The sequence below is a fragment of the Neobacillus vireti genome (genome assembly GCF_036962345.1).
GTDB classification, from domain to species: domain Bacteria; phylum Bacillota; class Bacilli; order Bacillales; family Cytobacillaceae; genus Neobacillus; species Neobacillus vireti_A.
In genome coordinates, this window is record NZ_JBALNB010000005.1 from 388,903 (window position 1) to 406,214 (window position 17,312).

17 protein-coding genes and 2 pseudogenes are annotated in these 17,312 nt (G+C 37.0%); 5 read left to right on the top strand and 14 right to left on the bottom strand.

Features of this window, described 5'->3' with window-relative positions; genetic code table 11:
- Window positions 1-90: 90 nt before the first annotated feature.
- Window positions 91-2,385, bottom strand: a complete 2,295-nt coding sequence (locus V7108_RS05780; RefSeq protein ID WP_335567529.1) for a thiamine pyrophosphate-dependent enzyme — start codon at window positions 2,383-2,385, stop codon at window positions 91-93.
- On the bottom strand, window positions 2,385-3,398 hold the full coding sequence (locus V7108_RS05785) for a 2-oxoacid:acceptor oxidoreductase family protein (RefSeq protein WP_335567530.1): 1,014 nt from the start codon (window positions 3,396-3,398) through the stop codon (window positions 2,385-2,387). The genes V7108_RS05780 and V7108_RS05785 overlap by 1 nt, the downstream gene beginning before the upstream one ends.
- A gap of 293 nt (window positions 3,399-3,691) precedes the next feature.
- Between V7108_RS05785 and V7108_RS05790 the strand changes: the two genes are divergently transcribed.
- Window positions 3,692-5,437: a B12-binding domain-containing radical SAM protein gene (locus V7108_RS05790; protein WP_335567531.1), complete on the top strand. Its 1,746-nt coding sequence runs from the start codon at window positions 3,692-3,694 to the stop codon at window positions 5,435-5,437.
- 23 nt (window positions 5,438-5,460) lie between these two features.
- Here V7108_RS05790 and V7108_RS05795 read toward each other — a convergent pair whose 3' ends face one another.
- Window positions 5,461-5,595, bottom strand: coding sequence for a hypothetical protein (locus tag V7108_RS05795; RefSeq protein WP_335517914.1), 135 nt, complete (start codon window positions 5,593-5,595; stop codon window positions 5,461-5,463).
- A complete protein-coding gene (locus tag V7108_RS05800; protein ID WP_335517910.1) occupies window positions 5,596-5,757 on the bottom strand; it encodes a hypothetical protein in 162 nt (53 codons plus the stop codon). It lies immediately after the preceding gene.
- 129 nt (window positions 5,758-5,886) lie between these two features.
- On the opposite strand from V7108_RS05800, the gene V7108_RS05805 reads away from it, so the two are divergent.
- Both V7108_RS05805 and V7108_RS05810 read left to right on the top strand, forming a co-directional pair.
- Complete coding sequence (locus V7108_RS05805) at window positions 5,887-6,237, top strand: DUF3905 domain-containing protein (RefSeq protein WP_335517908.1); 351 nt, start codon at window positions 5,887-5,889, stop codon at window positions 6,235-6,237.
- A gap of 114 nt (window positions 6,238-6,351) precedes the next feature.
- Entirely contained in the window at window positions 6,352-6,555 is a 204-nt protein-coding gene (locus V7108_RS05810; protein WP_335517904.1) for an alpha/beta-type small acid-soluble spore protein, read from the top strand.
- Between the two features lie 43 nt (window positions 6,556-6,598).
- Here the strand turns inward: V7108_RS05810 and V7108_RS05815 are convergent, their stop codons facing one another.
- The 5 genes and pseudogenes from V7108_RS05815 to V7108_RS05830 form a co-directional block, all read right to left on the bottom strand.
- The gene (locus V7108_RS05815) at window positions 6,599-7,639 is read right to left on the bottom strand and encodes an anti-sigma-I factor RsgI family protein (RefSeq protein ID WP_420489159.1); all 1,041 of its coding nucleotides are present in this window, start codon (window positions 7,637-7,639) and stop codon (window positions 6,599-6,601) included.
- Window positions 7,640-7,654: 15 nt separating this feature from the next.
- Window positions 7,655-7,723, bottom strand: a pseudogene (locus V7108_RS26860) (anti-sigma factor domain-containing protein); the annotation flags it as partial.
- Window positions 7,720-8,475, bottom strand: coding sequence for an RNA polymerase sigma factor SigI (sigI, locus tag V7108_RS05820; protein ID WP_335517921.1), 756 nt, complete (start codon window positions 8,473-8,475; stop codon window positions 7,720-7,722). The gene sigI and the pseudogene V7108_RS26860, both read right to left, overlap by 4 nt.
- Before the next feature lie 237 nt (window positions 8,476-8,712).
- Entirely contained in the window at window positions 8,713-9,810 is a 1,098-nt protein-coding gene (locus V7108_RS05825) for an SDR family oxidoreductase (RefSeq protein ID WP_335567533.1), read from the bottom strand.
- A gap of 137 nt (window positions 9,811-9,947) precedes the next feature.
- The gene (locus tag V7108_RS05830) at window positions 9,948-11,528 is read right to left on the bottom strand and encodes a peptide chain release factor 3 (protein ID WP_335567534.1); all 1,581 of its coding nucleotides are present in this window, start codon (window positions 11,526-11,528) and stop codon (window positions 9,948-9,950) included.
- A gap of 202 nt (window positions 11,529-11,730) precedes the next feature.
- On the opposite strand from V7108_RS05830, the gene V7108_RS05835 reads away from it, so the two are divergent.
- Both V7108_RS05835 and V7108_RS05840 read left to right on the top strand, forming a co-directional pair.
- Window positions 11,731-13,467, top strand: coding sequence for an AAA family ATPase (locus V7108_RS05835; RefSeq protein WP_335567535.1), 1,737 nt, complete (start codon window positions 11,731-11,733; stop codon window positions 13,465-13,467).
- A 99-nt stretch (window positions 13,468-13,566) separates the two neighbouring features.
- The gene (locus tag V7108_RS05840) at window positions 13,567-13,959 is read left to right on the top strand and encodes a YkvA family protein (RefSeq protein ID WP_335517891.1); all 393 of its coding nucleotides are present in this window, start codon (window positions 13,567-13,569) and stop codon (window positions 13,957-13,959) included.
- A gap of 27 nt (window positions 13,960-13,986) precedes the next feature.
- On the opposite strand, the gene V7108_RS05845 is transcribed toward V7108_RS05840, so the two are convergent.
- The 5 genes and pseudogenes from V7108_RS05845 to V7108_RS05865 all read right to left on the bottom strand — a co-directional run.
- Window positions 13,987-14,121, bottom strand: coding sequence for a YjcZ family sporulation protein (locus tag V7108_RS05845; RefSeq protein ID WP_335517889.1), 135 nt, complete (start codon window positions 14,119-14,121; stop codon window positions 13,987-13,989).
- A 21-nt stretch (window positions 14,122-14,142) separates the two neighbouring features.
- On the bottom strand, window positions 14,143-14,250 hold the full coding sequence (locus tag V7108_RS05850) for a YjcZ family sporulation protein (protein WP_335517886.1): 108 nt from the start codon (window positions 14,248-14,250) through the stop codon (window positions 14,143-14,145).
- Window positions 14,251-14,368: 118 nt separating this feature from the next.
- Window positions 14,369-14,791, bottom strand: coding sequence for a CotY/CotZ family spore coat protein (locus V7108_RS05855; RefSeq protein ID WP_335517883.1), 423 nt, complete (start codon window positions 14,789-14,791; stop codon window positions 14,369-14,371).
- A gap of 22 nt (window positions 14,792-14,813) precedes the next feature.
- On the bottom strand, window positions 14,814-16,028 hold the full coding sequence (locus V7108_RS05860; protein WP_335567536.1) for an ATP-grasp domain-containing protein: 1,215 nt from the start codon (window positions 16,026-16,028) through the stop codon (window positions 14,814-14,816).
- 231 nt (window positions 16,029-16,259) lie between these two features.
- Window positions 16,260-17,273, bottom strand: a pseudogene (locus V7108_RS05865) (Ger(x)C family spore germination protein); the annotation flags it as partial.
- Window positions 17,274-17,312 lie beyond the last annotated feature (39 nt).

Below are 17,312 nucleotides of genomic sequence, written 5' to 3' on the forward strand. Positions count from 1 at the left end.
AACAAAATTATAGCAAAGATTATCATGGAAATGGAATTGTTGCAATCTTTTAAATTGAATCGACGAATCTTTTGGAGGAAAATCACCCTTTTATAAAAATGGATTTTCGTGTTTTGCTTTTAGACGCTGCCATCTCTTTTCGACTTCTGCTTCAAATTCTTCTAAGATTGATTGGTTTTCGTCTTTTAGAAGATGTTTGGTTTTCCCCATATATTTTAGCCAGTCCGAAATAGGAACACGTTTGTTTTTATCTTCTGGATTGTACGTGATGCTGGTAACGCCTTGTTCTACTTCATATAACGGGAAGAAACAGGAGTTTACAGCCTTTTCAAGTATGGTTGCTCCGTAGCGGTCTTCAGATTTCCAGTTTAACGGACATGTGATTAAAATTTTTCCATAAACAGTACCTACATTTTGTGCGTACCACTGTGCTTTAGCACCTTTTTTAATTAAGTCTTGCGGGAAAGCTTCCGCACCTGTAAATACGTAAGGAATATTAGTTGCCGCCATAATTTGAGCTGTATCCTTATGATGGAATCCTTTTCCTTTCTGTGCCTTACCCACACCTGATGTGCTTGTCATATGACCAATTGGTGTAGAATAAGACATCTGAGAACCTGTATTCATATAACCTTCGTTGTCATATTCGAGCATGATGAGCTTATGGCCGCGAAGGGCTGTACCAATAGCAGACCCCATTCCAATGTCCATACCGCCATCTCCAGTAATCATCACAAACGTTGCATCTTCTGATACTTCTATTTCACCGCGGCGCTTTAATTCTAGGAATGCCTCTAGTGTCCCAGATAATGTTGCAGCACCATTTTGGAATAGGTTATGAATCATCGTTTGTTTGTGAGATGTGTGCGGATATGATGTAGTCGTTACATATGCACATCCCGTTTGGAATAATGTGACGATGTCACCTTCAATTCCTTTAAAGAACAATTCAAGTCCAGCAAATATACCACAGCCCGGGCATGCCCCGTGTCCTGAGGCGATTCGCTTCGGTTTTGTTGTTAGTGCACGAAGAGGTGGTATTTTCACCTTTAGCTTATTTGTTTCTTCATCCATTTTTACATCTATTAATCCTGTTTTATACACATCACCGTGCTGTGGTGTAATTACCGGTTTCAGGACCTTTTCCGAATCCCCTGGAATATGGCCATAATAATCAAATGGCTTTTCAGCAAAACCTTTTTCCATAGCATCAATTGTCATATCAAAGAATTTATGGGCATCAGTAGCATAAAAATCCTTGCCTCCCAGTCCAAATACACGACTTAGGACAATCGTTTGATTGTTTCGGTCTTCTTGAAGTGCTGATTTCACTTCATGCGTTAAATTCGGACCATTTGCGCCATACGAATCAGCGCGTTCACCTACTAATAATGCTTTAACATTTTTCAGTGCCTCACGTATTTCCTTGGCAGGGAAAGGACGAATAATATTTGGACTAATGATGCCAGCCTTAATACCTTGTGCACGTAATTGATCGACAACATCTTTGGCAGATTCAGCAGCTGAGTTTAATAGGAATAATGCTACCTCTGCATCTTCCATTTTGTATAGATCAAGAACCGGATATTCTCGACCAGAAATTCGTGCATATTCAGCACCAACCTCTTTGAATACCTCACCTGCTGCGTAAATAGCTTCAGATTGTTGGAAATGATTATTAATCAGATCATCTCCATTCATATGTGCACCTATGGTCACTGGTCTTTTCGGATCTCTGGCAAAATGGTAATCAGTTGGACATTCGCCAACAAACTGCTGAACTACCTTTCGATCTCTAAAGTATTCTACTCGACGCTTTTGATGGGACGTAAAGAAACCATCATAAGCAACGATAACTGGCAAGCGAACCTTTGAATGTTCAGCGATTTTAAGCGCCATAATATTCATATCATAAACAGCCTGAGGTGTTCTGGCCGTTAGGATTACCCAGCCCGTATTTAATGCAAAGTAAAGGTCAGAATGATCCCCTCTAATATCTAGTGGTCCACTTACTGCACGTGTTACCAGATTCATGACCATCGGAAAACGTGTTCCTGCTTGTACAGGGAGCTGCTCGATCATATATAATAATCCATTTGCACTCGTTGCGTTGAAAACCCTGGCTCCAGTAGCTGCAGCACCATAGCAAATACCAGCAGAACCATGCTCACCGTCCGCTGGGATTAATTTAATATCATGTTCACCGCGGGCTTTCATTTGGTCTAAAAATTGCGCAACCTCAGTTGAAGGGGTAATTGGGAAATATCCCATTATATGATAATTGATTTGTGCTGCTGCCATAGCAGCCATTTCATTCCCTGATTCAAAGGTTGAAAGCTGTTCAGCAACAGACGTTTTGGTTATTTGATCTTCTAACATTGCCATTAAGAAATCCCCCCTGCAAGATATGGAAAGTTCTGTTTTACGCGGTTCGCTTCAGCATATCCAATCATTTCACGAAGATCACCTAAAGCATCAGTTGGACAAGCTTCAACACATTTTAAACATCCCTTACAATATTGATAATCAATTCCTTTTAGGAACATCTGCTTTCTGCCCTTTTTATCTTTACCAGCTTCCCAGACGAAACAGTAATCCGGACAGACATTATCACAAGCAGCACAGTGGATACATTTATCTTGTTGTAACTGTGGAAGAAATCCTTGTCTTGAGCCGCTTAAATCTTTCAAGATACTGTTTCCCTGCGCGTTCATTACTCCGCCAATTTCCTGAGTCAGGTATCCTAATTGCGGGAGCGGGCGGGTAAAACTTTTACCATCTGCTCCTTCCGGGACTTCATAGGTTTTAAATTGAACTTCATTATATCCGCGATCAAATGTACGAATATTAGGTTCTACTAAATGTGGATATTTCTTTTCAAATGTTTTTCGAATGACATTTCTCATTGATTTTGGATCAAGGAAATCACAAATACGATATAATGCACCAAGCATCGCAGTGTTTACCTTTGTTTTTTCCTCAACAGCAATGGTTAAAGCGTCTACAAGGGCAAGTTTTCCATATTCTAACCTTAAATCTTTTCTAACATCATCAAACTCTCTTGCTGTATTTACAAGTGCAATTCCATCAGCATTCAATCCGCTGACTACATCAACTGTTTTATATAGTGCTTCATGAAAAACCGCAACGATATGGGGTTGTTCAATTGGACTATGATCTCTTATTTCTACATCTGGATCACAATACCGGATAAAGCTTTTTACTGGTGAGCCTTTCTTTTCTGAACCATATGATGAAAAGTTCGATCCGTTCAAACCCAGACCTAGAACTCCAGCTTCTGCGAGCATTTTTCCTGCTAAGTTAGCTCCAAGACCCCCTATAGATTCAAGACGGATTTCAAAGAATCCAAGCTCATTTTTATTTGGTAAAATAGACATTATGTCCCTCCCCTTCCTTGATAAAAAGACAGAAAATACATAAAATATAATTTCTCTTTACTCATTGTAGGATATATCATTTTTTTAGGCTGTGATAAAAATCAAACATCCTTAAAAAAATTATGTAACACATTTCAAAAATTTAAATAAAATGCCAATTTGTATGCGTTTGGCAATACATTTTAATTATATAACAGTTTATTTTCTGTATTATAACAATCTTGTGATTATCATTTCTATGAAAAATGGGCTATAATATACTATTGTTTTTAATTTGTTGAAGGAGTTTTACTATGAACGTTATTTGCTGTACCTTAAATGCTAAATATATACACACGAACCTAGCGATTCGTTACTTAAAGGCTTATGCAGCCCCGGAATTTAACATCCACCTAAAGGAATATACAATTAAAGATCCGGTAATAAACATTGTCTCTGACCTCTATCAACAAAAGCCAACAGTCATTGGTTTTAGCTGCTATATCTGGAATATTGAAGAAACCATTAAAGTGGTCAACATGATTAAAAAAATCGATCCTTCGATCCAGATTGTTTTCGGCGGTCCCGAAGTAACCTATGATATAAATGAATGGATGGAAAAACTACCGAGTGTGGATTTTATTGTTATGGGGGAAGGAGAATATACCTTTAAACAACTTCTTTCCGAAATAAACGGAGAAAGAAACTATAAAAATGTTCACGGAATTGCATACCGTGATAATGGACAGGTAAAAATCACCCCACAGATGAATAAACTTGACCTAAGGGAACTCCCATCTCCTTATCGTTTTACCGAAGATAAAACTCATCTAGGTAAGCGTGTTACGTATATCGAAACAAGCAGGGGCTGTCCGTTTAGCTGCCAATTTTGTCTCTCATCCATCGAAGTGGGGGTACGCTATTTTGATAGAGAAAAAATTAAAGATGATATCAGATATTTAATGGCTAATGGTGCAAAGACCATTAAGTTTGTTGACCGAACATTTAATATAAGCAGAAGCTATGCGATGGAAATGTTCCGCTTTTTAATTGATGAGCATCTTCCAGGAACTGTTTTTCAATTTGAAATTACAGCCGATATCATGAGACCAGAAGTCATAGAATTTTTAAATAATGAGGCACCGAAAGGACTATTCCGATTTGAAATTGGTGTCCAATCCACAAATGATTACACCAATGAGCTAGTGATGCGGAAACAAAATTTCGCAAAACTAACCAGAACCGTGACGATGGTAAAAGACGGCGGAAAAATTGACCAGCATCTCGATTTAATTGCTGGCTTGCCTGAGGAAGACTACTCTTCTTTCCGTAAGACATTTAATGATGTTTTTGAATTGCGTCCTGAAGAACTTCAATTGGGTTTTTTGAAAATGCTTAGAGGAACTGGTTTAAGACTTCGAGCAGAAGACCATGATTATGTTTATATGGATCATTCACCCTACGAAATTTTGGGAAATAACATTCTTCCTTTCGATGATATTCTTAGAATCAAACAAGTCGAAGATGTGTTAGAAAAATATTGGAATGACCATCGCATGAACCATACCATTGAATATTTAGTAACGAAGGTGTTTCCTTCTCCTTTTGATTTTTTCCAAGAATTCGGAGCATATTGGGATATGCAAGGCTGGTCTAGAATCGGGCACCAATTAGAGGATTTATTTCTGAGATTGTTCGCTTTCCTAGAATCCCGGTCGGTAAGTAACTTGGAGATTATTACAGGACTGATGAAATACGATTATTTAATTAATCATAAGTACAAGCCCCGAAAGCCTTGGTGGGAGCAAAGCTTAAATAAAAAGAGCAGAACGGAAGTTTATAAACAAATTGTTGAAAACCCATCACGTTTGGGACAGTCCTATTTGGAGCTTGAGCTCGATGAGAAGGATTTATATAAGCATACGATGGTAGAGGATCTTGCCTTTGATCTGGATGTTTATTTATCATCAGGAGAAATTATAAAACATCCTTCAAATTTATTAGCCTATTTTGACCCAGCAAATAAAGGGACATTAATCTTTTCTTTTATAGAGAATTAAACTAGCCGGCGTGGTACGCCGGCTTATCTTTCTTTTTTAGATGATTTTTTTTCGTTTTGTTTTGCCTGAAGTACTTCATATAGCTTTATTCCATTTACGTCACCAAATTCAATGCTAAATTCCTCGCGTGTGTTTTCCACACTTTCCTTTTTTTTCATTTAACTTCTTCCTTTTTTCCCTAGCTTTGAATTGCGGTTTGCAAACCGAATGGCATTATTATTATCTGTAAATTCCGCTGAAAATTCACTTTCCTGAACATTTTTATGAGGCGTTTTTGAATACTTTTCTACTGCATTATATTCAGCTTTTCGTTTAGCCACTCTAATCTCCTCCATTCATTGATGATACGTTGTTAGTTTCACCAAAAGCCAGGATTCAATCACTTCCTTATTTTTCATAAATAAAATTGTTCATCCCGCAAAAAATAAGAAAAAACAGGAGTGAGATATATGACAAAAAAAGATAAAAATACACCCGAAAATCTAAGTGTTAATGAAACCATGCCCCACCAAATCAATGCACCAAGTTTTGAGGGAACAGGAATCAAAATGCAGCCGCCTTTCACCAATGAACATGGTGTTGTGATTGGGGACAGTAAATATGCTTCCCAAAACTCACCATTAGAGAATTGGAGTGAAAATACAGACCCTGCCATTATGGCTGGCGACAAATGGGTTCACCCGACAAATGATATCGGCTGGAATACAAGCGAAAATCGCGAATTACTAGAGAGTAAAAAGAAACCACAAGCCTATCCCTTTATGCATCCAACGATTGATGTAAGTAAGGGCAGTGATTAATGTTATCTAGCATCCAGATTCGCAAAACATTACCACTTATGAAATAGCTGATTTGAATCATAATACAATTACAGAGAAAAAATTCTCTGTATAGATACGAAGGAGTTGAAAACAATGGCTAACAGCAGCAATAAATTATTAGTTCCTGGAATCGAGCAGTATCTTGATCAAGTTAAATATGAGATTGCACAAGAGTTTGGTGTTAATTTAGGCTCTGATACAGTATCCCGCGCGAATGGTTCTGTTGGCGGCGAAATCACTAAAAGGTTAGTAAAGCAAGCCCAAGCGCAAATGTCGGGCCAATTTCCACAGCAATAATCTAACTAAATAACATGGAAAAAGTCCGGCACAAATGCCGGACTTATTTTTTATTCTCTTTACCATTATTAGTATTGTGATGATTTTGTTTATTCTCATTTTCTTGTTTATTTATTTTTTTGTTGTTCCCATTTTGATTCTGGTTTACTTGCTCTTTATTGTGTTTTTCATATTGATTCGGGTTCTCTTGCTCTTTATTTTGTTTTTTATTTTGATTACCAGGTGAACCTTGATTTCCATTTTTTTGCTTATTTACGACTGGATTATTAATGTCGTTTTGGCTGTTGACACTTTGATCTATGTTATCGTTTGTTATTGTTTGACTTTGTTCATTATGGTTGGTGTTACTTGGATTGTTGTTTGTTTCATCCTGCTTTTTTATTTGCCCTGGCGGCAATTTTGCTTCAGTAGAAGTTCCTGAAGGAGCATTACTTTTATGTTTTATTTTCTCCGTTTTTGTTGATTTCTTATTTTTTGCAGATTTATTTTTTTGTGCTGATTCATTTTTTGTCTGATAATAGATTCCAACTGACTTACCCGAATTTTTGGCTTTCTCAATTTCTTCTTGCGTAGAAGTATACATTTTTACTTCTACGAGGTTTTTATCGTCATTTTGTTTGATGCTTTCAATATTGTCCTGAAGTTTTGCTGCCACTGTTTCTTTTAATTGGTCCGTCTTTACCGTTGAAATTACTACAGGTTCGGTTTTATGAATATAACCTTCGTCCTTTAACTCTGATAGAATAATCAAAGTTAATTCGGAGGCATCTTTTTTCTTCCAATCCTCTATCTGAGAAATGATATGTTTTGCCTCTTTCGTAAACCCCTTTAATTCGACAACTTGCATTCTTTTATTAAGTCCCATTTCAATATTCGTACCGGCATCTATGGTCATATATGCGTAGGCCTTATTACTTTGGTATACCGGAATCATTGAACCAATACAAATAACTAATACCGCAATGGACATCCAAACTTTTTTTAAAGTAAAAAAGTTTTTAAAAGGATTATTTTTTTTGCTGCTCAAATAATCGGTAACTGGGGAAAAACAGATTTCTTCACCTATTGAATAGTGCTGATCCATTTTGCGGGCACGCAGGAATTCACCCTCTGGAGTTAATAGAGTCAGATAAGGATCATTAACCTCCAGTACAATTCCTTTCCTCATGTCTCTAGCACCCCCTTTAAATAATCGTTTAAGTATACAAATTCGCTAGAAAGTATAAGTGCAATGGCAATGATATACTTCCTGTTCCGTTCAATCGTCTTTCTGCTGACATCTACTAATTTTTCTAATTGTTTAATTGGAAGACGCTTTTTTTCAAATAAAAAGTCCTTTAATTCCTTTTTCTCCACTAATACCTTTGCAATTAATATAGCATTTTCCCTTGCATCTATATGCTTGGGAGAATTTTCAATCAAATCACTAAAGCTTAAGTCAAATGACGATAATAATTGGATAAATTGGATGATTTCTTCTTTCCTTTGTTCCTCATCCGATTTTTTCTTAAAATCCTCTAATGACAGCTCATTTACAATTACCATGCCTGCAGACTCTTCTTCGAGTGTTGAATAGGTTAAATCTATACTGACATGCTGGTTTTTTGATTGTTTTCGAATATAATCTATAACTCTTCTTTTAATTATTACTTCAGCAAACCTGAGTAGGGAATTTCCCTGCGCAGGTGAATATTTCTCAATAGCTTCATTAAATGCAATAAGACCAATGCTAAATTCATCATCGGTTTCAAAAATATATCGTTTACATACTGAAGAAACGTTTTTTGCAATAAATGGTTTATAAGAATCGATCATTTCATTTAAGAGTGAGCGGTCCCCCTGTTGGATTAACAGAACCGATTCTTCTAAAGTTCGCTTTTTATTTTTGGTTAAAAACAATAAACCTAGCACTGCCCTCACCTCTTTACCCATTCAATTATACCATACGGATAATAATGTGAGTTTTTTTGGGGGTGAAAGCATTGGTAAAAGTAGACCCAAAAAAGGCTATCTTTACTAAAGAAATACGCCTGCTAGTATTCGGTTATGGGGGTACAATAAGAAAGTTCAACAAAAAAAGCTTCAAATCATGGTCAGATTTGAAGCGATTTTAAAATTTATTCTATTTGCAGTACATGTTTAAAAGGAAAAATAATATTATAATATTTGTATATGATACTTTGGGTTATCCTTTTGTTTTAAGTAAAAGGATGTCATCGGCTTTAAGCCGGCCTTAAAATCCGGACATTCAATTTCTGAACCCTTTAAATCATTTAATGCCTGCGTACAATCAAAATGACCCAGCCAAGTAAAATAATCCAATGCCTCTTTTTCTACCCCTAGATATTTTCTTAATGGTTTGATGGAAAGGAACCATTTCCCAACTGATAACGGCAATGTCCCCTTTGGTTTCTTGTTCATTAATTCCAACATTAAAAAGCTATATATTTCAACTGCACGATAAGGATGAGGATCTGTCAAATGATAGGTCTTGCCAGCACCTTTTTCTAAAAAGCTCAGATAAGTTGTTGCCTGGATAATATAGTCAATTGGCACTAAATTTACAAATGCTTCCCCTTTTCCCAATTTCGGAAGAAGAGGGAGAAATCTCAATCGCTCCAGGAAGTTCATCATAAAATATGGTCCATCAAATTTAATCGTTTCACCTGTCTGTGAATGGCCTTTAACGATTCCTGGCCGGATGATTGTAATAGGGATTTCTTCTTTAAGTTTATCAACCAAAACCTCTGCCTCATATTTTGTTTCTTCATAATGATTTTTGAAGCTGCCTGGACGAATCAGTTCTGTTTCATATAGAGTTCCTTCTCGTTTTCCTACAACATATGCGGTACTAAAATATACATAACGTTGTAGATGTGTCAGCCCTTTTACCAAGCCATTCACATTTTTCGTGCCAGTAACATTAATAGTAAAGGCAATATCTCTTGGAACAGCTAAATCATAAATGGCTGCAAGATGAAATACATGGGTTACTTTTTCATTTAGCCATTCAAGGTTATCTTTAGCTATCATTAGGGAAGGCTGAGTGATGTCACCTTCTATAATGACAAAAGCCTCATCCTTTAGGCCTAATTCTGAAATAATAGCTTGACGTTCCTTCACCGCTTTATCCATCATGCTTTGTAGAACAAGTACGTAAACAATACAATTTAACTCATTCCGTTTCAAAACTTCTCGAATCAGCTGGTTACAGATAAAACCCGGAAACCCAGTAAAGAAATACCCATATTCCATCATACCCCTCCCAAAAAATGTTAATTAGGCATTGTACTAATTTTATGTTGTTACAAAAAGAAATGTCAAGATATTAATCTGAATTTTCAGTATTTTATACATATAAAATAGGGCGGGATCCGAATCCCGCCCATAGATTAATCATGTTGGTCCATTGGGTTATAAAGCTTAACATCTGGATTTTTTTCTTGGAACCATCGAAGAGCAAAATCATTTTCAAACAAAAACACATACTGACCAAAGCGATCCTTTACAAGCATACTTCTAGAGCTCGAAAGATTTTCATCCAAGACATCACCCTCAACCCATCTTCCAATCTTCGACCCCATCCGTTCCATCAAGACATCAGAATTATATTCATTTTTCATCCGATGTTCAAAAACCTCGAATTGTAACTGTCCTACTGCACCTAACAAATAATCATCTGTTTTTAAAGTTTTATAAAGCTGAATGGCTCCTTCTTGAACGAGCTGCTGAATTCCTTTATAAAATGACTTTTGTTTCATGACATTCTTAGCAGAAACCCTGACAAAGAGTTCAGGTGTAAATTGTGGAAGTCTTTCAAATTGGAAATTGTCCTTCCCTGATGTGATTGTATCACCAATTTGGTAAGTACCAGTATCATAAAGACCGATAATATCCCCGCTCACAGCCTCATCAACAGTACTTCTTTCCTCAGCCATAAAAGATGTTGACTGAGAGAGTTTTATTTGTTTCCCTAATCGAGGAACATTTACCGTCATTCCTCGTTCAAATTTCCCTGAACAAATTCGAACAAAAGCAATCCTGTCACGATGAGCTGGATTCATGTTTGCTTGTATTTTAAAGACAAAACCTGAAAACTGCTCACCAAGTGGATTAATTTCTCCAACCGAAGAATTACGAGCCATCGGAGGTGGAGCAAATTGCAAGTAAGTCTCTAGGAATGTTTGAACCCCAAAAGTAGTTAATGCACTGCCAAAGAAAACAGGGGTAATCTTCCCTTCTTTCACTTTCTCAGCAGAGAAATCATTCCCTGCTTCGTTTAAAAGCATAATCTCTTCAAGTGTTTGGTCATACAGTCCAGTAGCCTTTAAAGGATGGTTCCCTTCAATTTCTCCATCCGCATTCAAAGGAATAAATCGATCTTTTTCGTCTACTCTAAACTGTTCAACTCGATTATAAAACCGGTCATATATTCCAAGGAACTCTTTTCCCATCCCGATTGGCCAGTTCATTGGATAGGACTCAATCCCAAGTACCTCTTCTAGTTCAGCTAGGAGATCTAGAGGTGCTTTCCCTTGACGGTCAAGTTTATTAATAAAAGTGAAAATTGGAATACCGCGCATCCGACAGACTTTGAATAGCTTTAATGTTTGTTCCTCTATCCCTTTGGCTGAGTCGATAATCATAACCGCACTATCTACGGCCATTAAAGTACGATAGGTATCTTCACTAAAATCCTGATGTCCAGGAGTATCCAAAATATTGACACGAAAATCATTATAGTCAAATTGCATAACGCTGGATGTAACAGAGATTCCCCTCTGTTTTTCAATCTCCATCCAGTCACTTGTCGCAAACTTACCTGTTTTTTTTGCTTTTACCGTTCCAGCGTCACGTATTGCGCCGCCAAATAATAATAATTTTTCTGTAAGTGTAGTTTTCCCGGCATCCGGGTGAGAGATAATCGCAAAAGTCCTACGCGATAATACTTCTTCTTTAAAATTGTTACCCATTTCAAAATCCTCTCTTTTGACAATCAAAAAATTTTTCTCGTACCCTTAATCTTATAGTCTTACGGTAAAATTTGCAATCCTACAATTTCTAATTTATGCATTTGGAAAGCTGAATGGAAATTTATTTCCACCCATTCCCACATCCCCTTATCGTTTTTTCATTTTATAATAGAATAAGATTCAGTAAGGGAGATGACGAATGATGAATCAAAGTAAAAAGCTAGTCTCAAAGATTATTCCGCTGATAACAGCGTTTATATTGATTATTGCCGGGATTGTTTGGGTCATCAAAACTTCAAGTGAAAAGATTGATATTCCCTTCTCCTCTGTAGAAGAAACCATACAAAGCCAAAATGGGAAACCAGTGGTACTGACTGAGCACTCTGATGGCCGTATTTTATTAGAAATTGACAGTCTAAAATATGTATCACAGGTACCCCCGAATAGTCAAATGATTGACAAACTTGTTGAAAAATACAATATCCATTATTCCTTTTCGAATAGCAGCCGCTATGGAAAATGGACCATGGCAGGCGTATTACTCGCCCTTGTTGGCGCAGCTTTTGTTTTACAAAAAACAAAAGGAAGCTTTGGGCTTTCTAACTCGATGAAAAACAGCCTTTCTCAGGCACGGCCTCTCCCGTCCATTCGTTTAGAAGATGTCGGCGGGATTGGCGAAGAAATGAAGGAAGAGATCCTCCAAACTCTTACTATCCTTAAGGAACCTGAGAGAGCACTTAAAATGGGGATTAAACCACCAAAAGGCATCCTTTTATATGGTCCCCCAGGTACAGGAAAAACATTATTAGCTCAAGCGATTGCACACGAATTAAATGCCTCCTTCTTTTCAGCCAGCGGTTCTGCATTTAATGAACTATTCGTGGGAATTGGGGCAAGCAGGGTTCGCTCTTTGTTTCAAGCTGCCAGAAAACAAAGCCCTGCTGTTATCTTCATTGACGAAGTAGACGCCTTAGCAGGCAAAAGAAAGGCTCATGGCGGTGAAGAATCCGAAAAAACGTTAACAGAATTGCTTGTTCAGTTAGATGGCGGCCATTCTAATGATGGAATCCTGTTTATTGCTGCAACCAACAGAAAAGATATGCTTGATGAAGCGTTTTTAAGACCAGGAAGAATAGACTTTACATTCCAAGTACCCTTGCCTGATACGAAAGGCAGGAGAGAGATTATTGATATTCATACAAAAGGTAAAGCTCTTAGTCATGAGGTTCATTCTTTTTTAGATGAATTAGCTGAAAGTACTTCAGGATTTTCTGGTGCCGAGCTGCAATCTCTATTTGAAACAGCAACCAGACGTGCAGTTCGAAATGGTCAGGATGTATTAATGAAAGATGATCTTAATTATGCTCTTGACAGAACAATCTTAGGCAGCACTTCTAGGTCTTTACAAGATAGCGAAACGAAACAACGTGTGGCCATACATGAAGCAGGACATGCGATTATAGCCTCATTAACAAAGCCAGGTTCGGTAAGAAAAGCGACCATTATTCCACGCGGTGAGGCACTCGGATATGTAGCCCCTATCCCTAAAGAGCTTCATTTATCTACCGCCAGTGATTTGCTAGACAGAGTCGCAATGATAGTAGCAGGAGGCGTAGCCGAAAGAATGTTTCTTGGCGAGCATAGCATTGGCGTCAGTGGAGATGTACAGCAAGCAAAGCAAATGATCGAACAAATGGTGGATACCGGAATGCTGCAAGGTAGTTTCACTCTCACCTTTAACAAACAAGATAAAGAAGCAAAAATGCAGGAACTGTTCGAAAAAGGTTTAGAAATAGCTGAAAACCTTATTAAGAAGCATCATGAACAATATCAGCTATTAGTTGATTGCCTATTGAAAAAAGAAACACTTGAAGGATTTGAGGTTGAGGAAATTGTCTGGGGAAAGTCAAAGGAGTCGGATAAAATTGCTTTAGCGTAATTTGTACCGAGTGTATACAGCACTCGGTATTTTTTTGTTAATCTAAATGAATTTGAGGTAAACTAACTTTATGTATTTTATATAAAGGAAGTGAATGGAATGATTGATCCTGAAATCGATTTTGTAGTAAAGACGCATAGAGACCGAGCAAAGGGTTATCTCGACAATCCCCAAAAAACGGAAGGTCTACTAAAGAAGGCCATTCTTAAGGCAAAAAATAACAAAGGAACATTAGCAGATGCCTGGGAAAAGCTGCAATTATTTTTTGATTTGGTTCAAGCTTATACCAAAGGCGAATATCGGAACGTTGCTCCCTCTACAATCCTATCCATAATCGGGGCGATTCTTTATTTTGTTTCTCCACTTGACCTAGTTCCCGATTTTCTCGTTGGTTTAGGGATACTTGATGATGCAGCTGTAATAAGCTTTACTCTAAAAAAGTTATCAGCAGAAATTGAAGAATTTAAAAATTGGAAAAGCCCTCTTGCATAACAAGAAGGCTTTTGATTATTTTATTACTTATCTAAAACATGCTGCTCCTACGATAATCAATAGGATGAATAGAACAACGATTAAAGCAAAGCCGCCTCCAAATCCACAGCCGCCATAACCATAGCCGCCATATCCACAGCCGCCGTAACCATATCCAAACATAATTATACCCCCTTTTTTAAATTAATAGTATCCTCCTCGGCACCAAGAAGCCCCGATAATAATTAACAAAATGAACAATACAACTAGAAGGGCAAAGCCAGCGCCGTACCCGCCGTGTGAACCAGACATTTTTCATTACCTCCTTTTTTAATTCCATATATCCTATTCATAGGGTTAAAAATGTGCGATTGACACATATACAAATAACCCACTTTTCAAAAAAAAGAATAAGCCCATTCTGATGGGCTTAACATTTTGAATCCACAATAGGAAGAGGACGATTCACTAAACGAGGTGACAGTGGCTGCAGTGAAGTAAAACATGAGAGGTCTACGAAAACACAGTTTATTGTTGTTCTTAAAGAAAAAATATCACAAATATCTGTTGGACATCCATCCATATCAACCGGTTCAAGAAGAGAAAATGTTGCACAACATCCGTCAATATCTATCGCTTCTAATCTAAATACCTTTGTCGTAAAAAAGTTTCCATTATTTGACCAACCCCAGGCCTCAAATTGACACTCTTTCGTTGAGAGTATAAATGGAATGGTGTGAAATCCAAAATCCTCATTAATAAAACGAAAATCATCAAAAGATAATCTTTTCTGTTCTTCTAACAGTCTTTCTAGGTCTCTGCATATACATTTATCATTTTTATGTTCCCCCATAATCAAACCTCCTTTCAATATTCTATAAGGGGTGCAAGTAAAATTGAATTTGTTTCGCTCCCTTTATTGCACATACTTTTGCTTGCTCTTTTGAATCTGCGGCGGCTAAAACGTATCCATAACGATGTCCCATGGACCGAGGCGGAATTACAATTTGACCGTTCTCAGTCTTTGTATAAACCTCAACTACTCCTGATTGTTCTTGGGCGGAATCACACCCGGACACTTTTAATAATTTCCCAACGGAGCCAACGATTAAATAATGTGTATAAATTGCTTTTTCATGTTTTTTTATTAACTTCGGTTCTAGACCTGCGTACAACTTTAGTGTCTGTTCCGCCAGGTTATAACCAAAAGCTTCTTCAATCATCCGATTCATAGCTCCCCCAGCCATTCTCGGATTAATCTCAATCAACTTCCAGCCTTTATTTGTTAATTTCATCTCTAAATGGCAAGTACCATTTCTTAGCTTAAAATCCTGGATAATAGAAGTGACAGTTTCTTTAAGCCCTGGCAATTTTTCTACTGATATACCTGGGCTGATAGAATAACCTGTAATAATAAATCGTTCACCCTTCGTTATTTCCTGTTCAACAATAGCCGCAATTATAATCGTTGAATTAAATACAACCACTTCAATTAAATATTGGGGGCCCTCTAAATACTCCTCTAGTAATATTGGTAGTTCGGAATTTTTACGCAGAAGATGTTTGATCCCTTTTTGAAATCCCAAAATATCTTCTACAAGTATTACATCCTTAGATCCATTTGATTGAGGTGCTTTGAGGATGAATGGAAATGGGTACTCACTTATTTCTTTCATCATCGCTTCGGATGAACTCAGTACCTTAAAAAAAGGATTGTACTCCTTTCCAGATAAGTACCTTCTTGTTAGAATTTTATCAGTCATGATTTTCAATGGTTCAAAGCAAAGAGGTGAACTGCAAATCATATTTGTCAACATGGCGGCTAAATAAACATATTCATCTAAAAAACTAATAAAACAGTCAATTATTTTCCCCTCAACAATAAGTTCCGTTATCGTTGTAAAAATTTCATCTGTATCTGACATATTTATCAGCCTTACATCATCTATTTCTTGAAAACCCTCCCTTTCCTCTACAAAAATGGTGCGATTTGTGAAGAGAATTGTCTCGTAACCCAGCCTTTTTGCTGCTTTTATTCCTTCATAGCTTGATCCAGATTTATTTGTTCCTAAAAAAATAATTGATTTCATCTACTGCACCCACCAAAAATTCATCACCTTTTTGCGTTAATTTACCTGTTAAAATAAAATATTCATTTTTAGTTAGTTGGTGTAGGCATGTTCATTATGTACGAACAGTTATTTGACCATTAAATTTAGAATGTGACAGACGCCTGCAAAAAATAACGAGGACAAGTGTTTAGAAAAAAGAAAAACCATCTCTTTCAAGGTCTTATACCTGTCAAGAAATGGCTTGCATGATTATTTTAATTCGCTTAATAAACTTTTGGTACGAATTCCAGATCTCCTCAAATTAATGTTCACATCAACATTGACAAGAGCATTTTCGAAATATTGATCCCAATTCTTTTCAATTCGTTTGTAGTTCTGATAATCTTGACGATGAAGGATTTCTCCAAAACCAAAAATATCCGCCTTGTACTCTTGTTGCAGCTTTTTAATCGTTGCTTCCAAAGTCCTTTTAATTTCCTTCTCTGTTTTTCTTGCGAACTTTTCGTAGGTTTTAATTTGAGTTAAATCATCGGTGCATTGAGCACTGTCTAAATAGGCTTCTCCCCTCACCTTAAGATTGATTATCGCTTTCCCTTTGACTACCTTTGCTTTAGATTTAGTTATTGTATTGAAAATTCGAACGCCTAGGTACCTTTGTTTATCACATTTTACAGATAATACCGTTTTATCTAATTTATTAATAAGCCATAAATAATTTCGTGTATCTTCAAGTGGCAAGAAATCTAGAAGTTCATCTTTTTTAAATATCGCTAAGGAATCAACAACAACCATAGCGTCAGGTGTTGTCTTATTCATATTATTTACACTAACACCTTTTTCAGGCTTCCCATGTATGGTTAATGCAGTCATCACACCTCTTCTGCCGCTAGAAGTATAGGCTTGAACAACATCCCTTAGGCGAATGTCCGGGTCACCGCCCCAGCTCTTCACAAGGGTATTTAACTGTGTATGCAGTTTCAAAGAAGATGATTTCTGTGTCTGATAGGTTACTTTTAAGATATCAGCCGCTTTTACATGGCGGGCTATCACAATGTTAAAATCATCTCTAATTTCACGATTTCTTTCTAAAAAATCGAAAAAATATATCATTCCATCTTTAAAAATTTCTTCGCTAATGACTAAGACCTTCATATGTGAGTAAATTAAATTCTTTGATATACCAATATTCATTTTCCTAGCTAATTCCGCTAATGTTTCTCCTTCAAGCGTGAAAACGATGGAGGGAGCATTTCCAGAAGCTGTTTTATCACTTAATTCCTTGGCGTTAACCCCTTCAACGGT

Bases quoted from the DNA above. Each gene is read 5' to 3' on its own strand.
- V7108_RS05780 (WP_335567529.1), bottom strand. From the start codon at position 2,385: ATGGCAATGTTAGAAGATCAAATAACCAAAACGTCTGTTGCTGAACAG.
- V7108_RS05785 (WP_335567530.1), bottom strand. From the start codon at position 3,398: ATGTCTATTTTACCAAATAAAAATGAGCTTGGATTCTTTGAAATCCGT.
- V7108_RS05790 (WP_335567531.1), top strand. From the start codon at position 3,692: ATGAACGTTATTTGCTGTACCTTAAATGCTAAATATATACACACGAAC.
- V7108_RS05795 (WP_335517914.1), bottom strand. From the start codon at position 5,595: ATGAAAAAAAAGGAAAGTGTGGAAAACACACGCGAGGAATTTAGCATT.
- V7108_RS05805 (WP_335517908.1), top strand. From the start codon at position 5,887: ATGACAAAAAAAGATAAAAATACACCCGAAAATCTAAGTGTTAATGAA.
- V7108_RS05810 (WP_335517904.1), top strand. From the start codon at position 6,352: ATGGCTAACAGCAGCAATAAATTATTAGTTCCTGGAATCGAGCAGTAT.
- V7108_RS05815 (WP_420489159.1), bottom strand. From the start codon at position 7,639: ATGGATCAGCACTATTCAATAGGTGAAGAAATCTGTTTTTCCCCAGTT.
- V7108_RS05825 (WP_335567533.1), bottom strand. From the start codon at position 9,810: ATGGAATATGGGTATTTCTTTACTGGGTTTCCGGGTTTTATCTGTAAC.
- V7108_RS05830 (WP_335567534.1), bottom strand. From the start codon at position 11,528: ATGGGTAACAATTTTAAAGAAGAAGTATTATCGCGTAGGACTTTTGCG.
- V7108_RS05835 (WP_335567535.1), top strand. From the start codon at position 11,731: ATGAATCAAAGTAAAAAGCTAGTCTCAAAGATTATTCCGCTGATAACA.
- V7108_RS05840 (WP_335517891.1), top strand. From the start codon at position 13,567: ATGATTGATCCTGAAATCGATTTTGTAGTAAAGACGCATAGAGACCGA.
- V7108_RS05845 (WP_335517889.1), bottom strand. From the start codon at position 14,121: ATGTTTGGATATGGTTACGGCGGCTGTGGATATGGCGGCTATGGTTAT.
- V7108_RS05850 (WP_335517886.1), bottom strand. From the start codon at position 14,250: ATGTCTGGTTCACACGGCGGGTACGGCGCTGGCTTTGCCCTTCTAGTT.
- V7108_RS05855 (WP_335517883.1), bottom strand. From the start codon at position 14,791: ATGGGGGAACATAAAAATGATAAATGTATATGCAGAGACCTAGAAAGA.
- V7108_RS05860 (WP_335567536.1), bottom strand. From the start codon at position 16,028: ATGAAATCAATTATTTTTTTAGGAACAAATAAATCTGGATCAAGCTAT.